This window comes from Pseudooceanicola lipolyticus, assembly GCF_002786325.1.
In the GTDB taxonomy this organism is placed as follows: domain Bacteria; phylum Pseudomonadota; class Alphaproteobacteria; order Rhodobacterales; family Rhodobacteraceae; genus Pseudooceanicola_C; species Pseudooceanicola_C lipolyticus.
The window spans coordinates 1-8,099 of the sequence record NZ_PGTB01000164.1 but is presented as its reverse complement, the minus strand read 5'-3'; the positions used below and the strand labels follow the sequence as shown (position 1 = coordinate 8,099).

At 65.3% G+C, this 8,099-nt stretch carries 9 protein-coding genes; 5 read left to right on the top strand and 4 right to left on the bottom strand.

The genetic code is table 11. The annotated features are described in order from the left end of the window. The 4 genes from CVM52_RS21625 to CVM52_RS21610 form a co-directional block, all read left to right on the top strand. Positions 1-125, top strand: a 125-nt coding sequence (locus CVM52_RS21625; protein ID WP_240621024.1) for a heme exporter protein CcmB, incomplete at its 5' end; no start/stop codon positions are given. Positions 126-170: 45 nt separating this feature from the next. Beyond that, entirely contained in the window at positions 171-902 is a 732-nt protein-coding gene (locus tag CVM52_RS21620) for a heme ABC transporter permease (RefSeq protein WP_100164460.1), read from the top strand. Further along, complete coding sequence (gene ccmD, locus CVM52_RS21615; protein ID WP_100164459.1) at positions 902-1,057, top strand: heme exporter protein CcmD; 156 nt, start codon at positions 902-904, stop codon at positions 1,055-1,057. The genes CVM52_RS21620 and ccmD overlap by 1 nt, the downstream gene beginning before the upstream one ends. Next, entirely contained in the window at positions 1,050-1,601 is a 552-nt protein-coding gene (locus CVM52_RS21610) for a DsbE family thiol:disulfide interchange protein (protein WP_100164458.1), read from the top strand. Before ccmD ends, CVM52_RS21610 begins: the two co-directional genes overlap by 8 nt. Before the next feature lie 74 nt (positions 1,602-1,675). On the opposite strand, the gene acnA is transcribed toward CVM52_RS21610, so the two are convergent. Further along, positions 1,676-4,450 carry an aconitate hydratase AcnA gene (gene acnA, locus CVM52_RS21605; protein WP_100164457.1) on the bottom strand — a complete coding sequence of 925 codons (2,775 nt, stop codon included), beginning with the start codon at positions 4,448-4,450 and terminating at the stop codon, positions 1,676-1,678. A 239-nt stretch (positions 4,451-4,689) separates the two neighbouring features. Between acnA and CVM52_RS21600 the strand changes: the two genes are divergently transcribed. Continuing rightward, on the top strand, positions 4,690-5,391 hold the full coding sequence (locus CVM52_RS21600; RefSeq protein WP_100164456.1) for a DUF1223 domain-containing protein: 702 nt from the start codon (positions 4,690-4,692) through the stop codon (positions 5,389-5,391). A gap of 43 nt (positions 5,392-5,434) precedes the next feature. On the opposite strand, the gene CVM52_RS21595 is transcribed toward CVM52_RS21600, so the two are convergent. From CVM52_RS21595 to CVM52_RS21585, 3 genes are all read right to left on the bottom strand, one after another. Further along, positions 5,435-6,361: a lysophospholipid acyltransferase family protein gene (locus CVM52_RS21595; RefSeq protein ID WP_100164455.1), complete on the bottom strand. Its 927-nt coding sequence runs from the start codon at positions 6,359-6,361 to the stop codon at positions 5,435-5,437. A 4-nt stretch (positions 6,362-6,365) separates the two neighbouring features. Further along, entirely contained in the window at positions 6,366-7,238 is an 873-nt protein-coding gene (locus CVM52_RS21590; RefSeq protein ID WP_100164454.1) for a DMT family transporter, read from the bottom strand. An 88-nt stretch (positions 7,239-7,326) separates the two neighbouring features. Continuing rightward, positions 7,327-8,099: FliG C-terminal domain-containing protein (locus CVM52_RS21585; RefSeq protein WP_100164453.1), on the bottom strand; the 773-nt coding region annotated here is incomplete at its 5' end.

Genomic DNA, 8,099 nt, shown 5'->3' with positions numbered 1-8,099 from the left:
CGCGGCGCGGCGCGGCGGGGCTGGACCCGGCCACGCCGCTGCTGTTGCTGGCCGGGATCACCGCCGGCACGATCGCGCTGCTGCCCTTTGCCAGCGCCGCGGTGCTCCGCGTCAATCTGCGCTAGGTGTTGTGAATTGTCCGGGTCGCAAAAGCCGTTTACATAGCCGCCATGTCGCTGTGGGAATATGCCAATCCGAAGAAGTTCCTGACCACGTCGGAACGCGTGCTGCCGGCGCTGTGGCTGCTGGCTGCCGCCTGCCTGGCCATCGGGCTGGTCTGGGGGTTCTTCTTCACCCCCGATGATTATCGGCAGGGGTCGACGGTCAAGATCATCTATCTGCATGTGCCCTCGGCGCTGATGGCGATCAATGCCTGGCTGATGATGCTGGTGGCCTCGCTGATCTGGCTGGTGCGCCGCCACCATGTCAGCGCGCTGGCGGCCCGCGCCGCGGCGCCGGTGGGGGTGGTGATGACGCTGATCGCGCTGGTTACCGGGGCGATCTGGGGCCAGCCGATGTGGGGCACCTGGTGGGCCTGGGATCCGCGGCTGACCTCGTTCCTGATCCTGTTCCTGTTCTATCTCGGCTACATGGCGCTGTGGGCGGCGATCGACAATCCCGACACTGCCGCCGACCTGACCGCGATCCTCTGCCTGGTCGGGTCGGTCTTTGCGCTGCTGTCGCGCTATGCGGTGAATTTCTGGAACCAGGGGCTGCACCAGGGTGCCTCGCTGTCGCTGGATGCCGAGGAAAACGTGGCCGATGTCTTCTACCTGCCGCTGCTGGTCTGCATCGCCGGCTTTGTGCTCTTGTTCATCGCGCTGGTGCTGTACCGCACCGGGACCGAGATCCGCATCCGCCGGATGCGGGCGCTGATGGCGCGCGAAAGGGCGGCGGCGTGATGCCGGATCTGGGCAAATATGCCAGCACCGTGCTGTCCGCCTATGGCGTGGCGCTGGTGCTTCTGCTGGCCTTGGTGGCGCTGAGCCTCTGGCGTGGGCGCCGGGTGCGCGCCCAGTTGCAACGGATGGAACGAAGGATGTCGCGCAATGGCTAAGATCTCGCCGCTGATGGTGCTGCCGCCGCTGATCTTCCTGGCCTTTGTCGGCCTCGCCGGGGTCAGCATGATGCGCGACGATCCCGACAGCCTGCCGTCGATCTTCATCGGCCGCGCCGCGCCGGTGCTGCCCGAACAACGGCTTGCCGATCTGCCGGGGCTAAGCCGCGAAGACCTGACCACCGGCGAGATCACGGTGATCAACTTCTGGGCCAGCTGGTGCCCGCCCTGCCGCGCCGAACACCCCTATCTGCACGAGCTGCGCGAGCGCGGCGTGCGGCTTTACGGGGTGAATTTCAAGGATCAGCAGGGCCAGGCGCTGCGCTATCTGGAGGATGAGGGCAACCCGTTCCTGGGCCTCGGTTTCGACCCGGCGGGGCGCAGCGCGATCGACTGGGGCGTCACCGCGCCGCCGGAAACCTTTATCATCGGTGGTGACGGCACGGTGCTGTTCAAATTTGTCGGCCCGCTGGTGGGCAGCGACATGGAACAGCGTTTCGAACCGGAACTGGCCAAGGCGCTGGCCGCCACCGGCGGCGCCTGAGTCCCCGGCCACCTACTTTTGCTGCAATTGTTTTCATGAGCTGCGAGGGGGCGGCGCCCCCTCGCATTGGTCGCCTACGCCGCCTTGGCGAGGTTGCGCAGCACGTAATGCAGCACCCCGCCATGTTCGATATATTCGATCTCGATGGCGGTATCGATCCGGCACTTCAGCTGGATCACCTTGGTCGACCCGTCGGCAAAGGTCAGGCTGCAATCAACCACCTGCTGCGGCTTGATGCTGTCCAGCCCGCTGATCGACACCGTTTCGTCACCGGTCAGACCCAGCGTCTTGCGGGTGTCGCCGCCGGTGAATTCGAACGGGATCACCCCCATGCCGACCAGGTTCGAGCGGTGGATGCGTTCGAAGGATTCGGCGATCACCGCCTTCACCCCCAGCAGGTTGGTGCCTTTGGCCGCCCAGTCGCGGGACGAGCCGGCGCCGTATTGCTCGCCGCCGAAGATCACCAGCGGCGTGCCCTGTTCCTGATAGGCCATCGCGGCGTCGTAGATCGAGGTCTGCTTGCCATCCGGACCCTTGGTATAGCCGCCCTCGACCCCGTCCAGCATCTCGTTCCGGATGCGGATGTTGGCGAAGGTGCCGCGCATCATCACCTCGTGATTGCCCCGGCGCGAGCCGTAGGAGTTGAATTCGCGCACCGGCACCTGATGATCGGTCAGATATTTGCCCGCCGGGGTGGATTCTTTGAACGAGCCCGCCGGGCTGATGTGGTCGGTGGTGATCATGTCGCCCAGCACCGCCAGCACCTTGGCATTCTCGATATTGCTGATGGTGCCCGGCTCTTTGCTCATGTTGCGGAAATAGGGCGGGTTCTGCACATAGGTCGAGGCCGGCGGCCAGTCATAGGTCAGGCTGTCGGTGGTTTCGACGCCGCGCCATTTCTCGTCGCCCTTGAACACGTCGGCATATTTCGACTGGAACGCCTCGCGCGTCACCGTCTTCTGCACCAGTTCGGCAATCTCGGTCTGGCTGGGCCAGATGTCTTTCAGAAACACGTCGTTGCCGTCCTGGTCCTGGCCCAGCGGTTCACGGGTGATGTCGACATTCATGTCGCCGACCAGCGCATAGGCCACCACCAGCGGCGGGCTGGCGAGGTAGTTGGCGCGCACATCGGGGCTGATCCGGCCCTCGAAGTTGCGGTTGCCCGACAGCACCGACACGCCGATCAGGTCGTGGTCGTTGATGCATTTGGAAATCTCCGGCGCCAGCGGGCCGGAATTGCCGATGCAGGTGGTGCAGCCATAGCCGACCAGGTTGAAGCCGATGGCGTCCAGATCGTCCTGCAGACCGGCGGCCTCGAGATAGGCCGAAACCACCTGGCTGCCGGGCGCCAGCGAGGTCTTGACCCAGGGCTTGCGGGTCAGGCCCTTTTCGCGGGCGTTGCGCGCCACCAGGCCGGCACCGATCATCACATAGGGGTTCGAGGTATTGGTGCAGGAGGTGATCGAGGCGATCACGATCGAGCCGTCATGCATCTGGAAGGCGCCGTCATCGGTCTTGTACCAGCCCTTCTTGTGATGCCCCTCGTCGCCGGGGATGTCGCGCGGCTCCGGGGCGCCGCCTTCGCCTTCCCAGCGCACCTCGGCCGGGGCCGAGGCATCCTTGCCGTCGCGCTGGCCTTTGACATAGGCGCCGAAGGCCTTGGCCGCGGCGTCGAGCGCGATGTGGTCCTGCGGCCGTTTGGGCCCCGAGATCGCCGGCACCACGGTGGACATGTCCAGTTCCAGCGTGTCGGTATAGATCGGCGCATAGCCCGGATTGCGCCACATGCCGTTTTCCTTGGCATAGGCCTCGACCAGCGCCACCCGGTCCTCGTCGCGGCCGGTCTGGCGCAAATAGCGCAGGGTTTCGTCGTCGATCGGGAAAAAGCCGCAGGTGGCGCCGTATTCCGGGGCCATGTTGCCGATGGTGGCACGGTCGGCCAGCGGCACGTTGTCCAGCCCGTCGCCGTAGAATTCGACAAATTTGCCCACCACGCCTTTTTCGCGCAGCATCTGCACCACCTTCAGCACCAGGTCGGTGGCGGTGGTTCCCTCGACCATCGCGCCGGTCAGCTTGAAGCCGATCACCTCGGGGATCAGCATCGAGATCGGCTGGCCCAGCATCGCCGCCTCGGCCTCGATCCCGCCGACACCCCAGCCCAGCACCGCGGCGCCGTTGACCATGGTGGTGTGGCTGTCGGTGCCGACCAGCGTGTCGGGATAGGCAACCTCGTCACCGCCCTGGTCGGAATCGGTCCAGACCGTCTGGGCCAGGTATTCCAGGTTGACCTGGTGGCAGATGCCGGTGCCGGGCGGCACCACGCGGAAATTGTTGAAAGCCTTCTGCCCCCATTTCAGGAAGACATAGCGCTCCATGTTGCGCTCGTATTCGCGGTCGACATTCATCTGGAAGGCGCGCGGATTGCCGAATTCGTCGATCATCACCGAGTGGTCGATCACCAGGTCGACCGGGTTCAGCGGGTTGATCTTCTCGGCATCGCCGCCCAGCGCGACGATGCCGTCGCGCATCGCCGCCAAGTCTACCACTGCCGGCACGCCGGTGAAATCCTGCATCAGCACGCGGGCCGGGCGATAGGCGATCTCGCGCGGGTTGTTGCCGCCTTTTTCCGCCCATTCGGCAAAGGCCTTGATGTCCTCGACCGTCACCGTCTTGCCGTCTTCGAAGCGCAGCATGTTCTCCAGCACCACTTTCAGTGCCGCCGGCAGTTGCGAGAAATCGCCCAGCCCGGCCTCGGTGGCGGCGGGGATCGAGTAATAGGCATAGCTCTTGCCATTCACGCTCAGGCTTTTGCGTGTCTTGGCGGTGTCCTGTCCAACGGTGATAGGCATGGGTGGCTCCCTCTTTGATCGATGACAACGGGAATTCGCTGTTCTTTGTCTGCATCAGGTGGCGCAAGCGTTCAATACCCATGTAGGGCGGGGTGTCGAAATTGGTATACCATGGCACACAATTTACGTCGGACAACGCCCAGCAACGACATCACCTGTCTCTCAAGAAGGATTGATTGGCAATTCCCGCCGCCGCTGGATAGATCGGTCGGCACCGGGACCAAAAGGAAGACCGCCAAATGACACGTTTTGCCGCCGCGCTGCTGGTGTTCTGCGCCGCTTTGCCCGCCTTGGTTCGGGCGCAGGACAACACGGTGGTGGTCGAGCTGTTTACCTCGCAGGGCTGTTCCTCCTGTCCGCCCGCCGATGCGCTGTTCGAGCGCCTGTCGCAGCGCGATGACGTGATCGCCCTGGCGCTGCATGTCGATTACTGGGACTATATCGGCTGGAAGGATGAATATGCCAAACCCGGCTTTACCAAGCGGCAAAAGGCCTATGCCTATGCGGCCGGACGGCGGTCGATCTACACGCCGCAGATGATCGTCAATGGCGAGGAAGATCTGGTGGGCGTGCGCGGCATGGAACTGGCCGAATTGATCATGACCCACAAGCTGGCGCCGCAGCGTGTGCGCCTGGACCTGCTGCGCGACAGCACCGTGCTGACCATTCAACTGGCGCCGCTGGCGGAACCGCTGACCGGCCCCTTCGACGTGCATCTGGTGCGTTATGATCCGATACGCCGGGCGCATATCACCCGCGGCGAAAATGCCGGGCGGGTGATCGATTACAGCAATGTCGCCGCCGAATGGACCGTTCTGGGCCAGTGGGATGGCGCCAGCGAGGTCGAGATGCAGGCGGACCTGCCCGGCGCGCTGCCGGCCGCGGTGCTGGTGCAGAAGCCCGGCCCCGGCGCCATCGTCGCCGCCGCGAAAACGCAGTAGCCGGACGGGGGAGGCCCGACGTCAACCGCCGGACTGCCGTGGATTAGCCCGGCATGTCCTCGGGCTGCACGCCCAGGTCGAACCAGGGTTTCCAGCGCCGGTGCACCCAGAACCATTGCTCCATATGCTGGCGCACCAGGGCTTCCAGGTCGTGGTTGAACGCCTGGGTCATGGTTTTCGGGTCGGTCGGCGGGATCGGCTCGTGCACGATGATCTCGAAATCCAGCCCATTGGGTTTGCGCAACCCGTAGACCGGGATCAGCGGCGCGTTGTGTTTCAGCGCCAGTTCCGCCGGCACCGTCGAGGTCACCGCCGGCTTGCCGAAAAAATCGATCTCGACACCGCCATGGGCGTGCAGGTCGGCGGCGATGGCGATGATGCCACCGGCGCGCAGATGGCGCACCATTTCGATCATGCCACGGCGACCCTGCATGAACATCGGCTTGCCCACCGCTTCCATCATGCGGGTGTAATGGGCGTTGAAATAGGGGTTGGCCATCCGGCGATAGATCGAGCCCATCTCGATCCCGCGATGGCGCAGCGAGGCGCGCGCAGCGTCGTAATTGCCGAAATGGCCGCTGATCACGATCACCGGCCGGCCTGCGGCATGCGCCTCGGTCAGTGCGGCCAGGCCGGGGCCGCCGATCTGCCAGCCCTTGGCGCGTTCGGCAAAGGCGCGGGGAGAATAGAGTTCGATCAGCTTGCGGCCGGCATTGTCGGGCACCGCGCGGCACAGCCGCCGGATCTCGGGCTCGGACAGGTCGGGTTGCACCAGTTTCAGATTGGCGCGCACCCGCTTGCGCAGCCCGGCCACCGGCGCCACCACTTGCGCCACCAGCCACCCCATCATCGGCACCCGCCAGCGATAGGGGATCAGCAGGACCAGCCCGATCAGCCCGCGCAGGAACAGGTCGGCCAGGAAATAGCCAATGCGCTGGCGGCGCGACAGTTCTGATACCTCGGCAGGCATGGCGTCAGCTCCGAGTCCGGGTTTCGCGGTGCCAGACATAGAGTCCCGACCCTATGATCACAAGGGTGCCCACCACCGTCCAGAGGTCGGGCCATTCGTCGAACAACAGCATGCTCCAGCCCGAGGCGAAGATAATTCCGGCATAGGCATAAGGGGCCAGCATCGCCGCCTCACCGGCACTGAAGGCGCGGATCAGGAACATCTGGCCCAACATGCCGAACACCGCGATCCCCGCCATGATCATCAGGCTGACCGCATCCAGTGGCTGCCACGCAAAGGGCACCAGGATGGTGAACACCACCGTGCCCACCAGTGCCGTGTAAAACAGCGAGGTCCAGGGATCCTCGTTGGCGCCGACCCTGCGGGTCAGCAGGCTGTAGCCGGCATAGCAGGCGGCGGCGGCCAGCGGCAGCAGCGCCGCCAGCGAAAACACCGCGCTGCCGGGCCGGATGATGATCATCGCCCCGATCAGCGCCACCACGATGCCGGTGATCCGGCGGATGCCCAGGCTTTCGCCCAGGAACAGCGCCGCCCCCAGGGTAAGCAGCACCGGGTTGGTGGCCATCAGCGCCGCCGCATCCGTCAGCGGGATCAGGCCAAGCGCCGTGAAAAACGCGGCGGTGGCGCACATCAGCAGGCAGGAGCGCAGGATCTGAAAGCCGGGATACCTGGTGCGTACCACCAGATGAATGCGCGGCAGGATCAGCAGGATCACCAGCGCCATCTGGCCGGCATAGCGCGTCCACAGCGACGGCAGCACGCCGATGCGCGGGATCAGCGCCTTGACGCTGGCATCCATCACCGAAAAGCAGAACATTGCCGCCAGAATCAGGAGGATGGCGCGGGTTCTCAGTTGCCCCGCCTCGACATCTGTCATGGCCGGCACCGGGGCGCAGAGAGAGGAGGGCAGCGGAAAACCATGCCTCGTGATAGGGGCGATTTCCGGGGCTGTCCATGCGCCGCGATCAGGCCTCGTCGGCCTCCTCTTGCAGCGCCTCGTCGGGATCGACCAGTTCGATTTCGCCCATCTCCACCATCTGGCGGACAATCCCGACCACCTCGTTCATCGCCGCCTCGGCCTCGCGCGGCTTGACGCGGCCGCGGTCCGACACCTCGTCGCGCAGGTTGTCGGCCATACGCTGCGACATGTTGGACAGCAGGAAATCGACCACGCCCGAGGTCTGTTCGTCGGTTGCACCGGCCAGCGCGGTGACCAGCGTGTCGGCATCTATGTTGCGCACCAGCGCCGGCACGTCGCGCGGACCGACCCGGACCGAGATATGCGCGAAGGTGAAAATTTCCTTGCGGACGCGGCCGGCGAAATCGGCATCGGTTTCGTCGAGCGAGGTCAGCAACGCGTCGCGGGTATGCGCGGTGGACTGGTTCAGGATGGCGCCGACCCGGGCGCCGGGCTCATCCTCGAAGGCGGGGGCCGGGCGGTTGTCGAGCTGCGAGGCCAGCGACAGGCCGATGCGGTCAACCGCCTCGGGGGTGACCGCCTGGGTCTGCGACACCGCATAGGTGATGCGCCGCGCCAGCGGGCCGGGCAAGGTGCCCAGAAGCTCGGCGGCCCTGGCGGTATCAAGCTTGGAGAGCAGCACCGCCGCGACCTCGGTGCTTTCGCTTGCGGCGATGGCGGCCAGATCCTCCAGGTCGAGGCCGCGCAGCCGCTGCCACGGGTCGCCCTCCTGGCGCACACCGGCCTCTTTGCGCAGGCGCGCGGCGGTCTGCGCGCTGA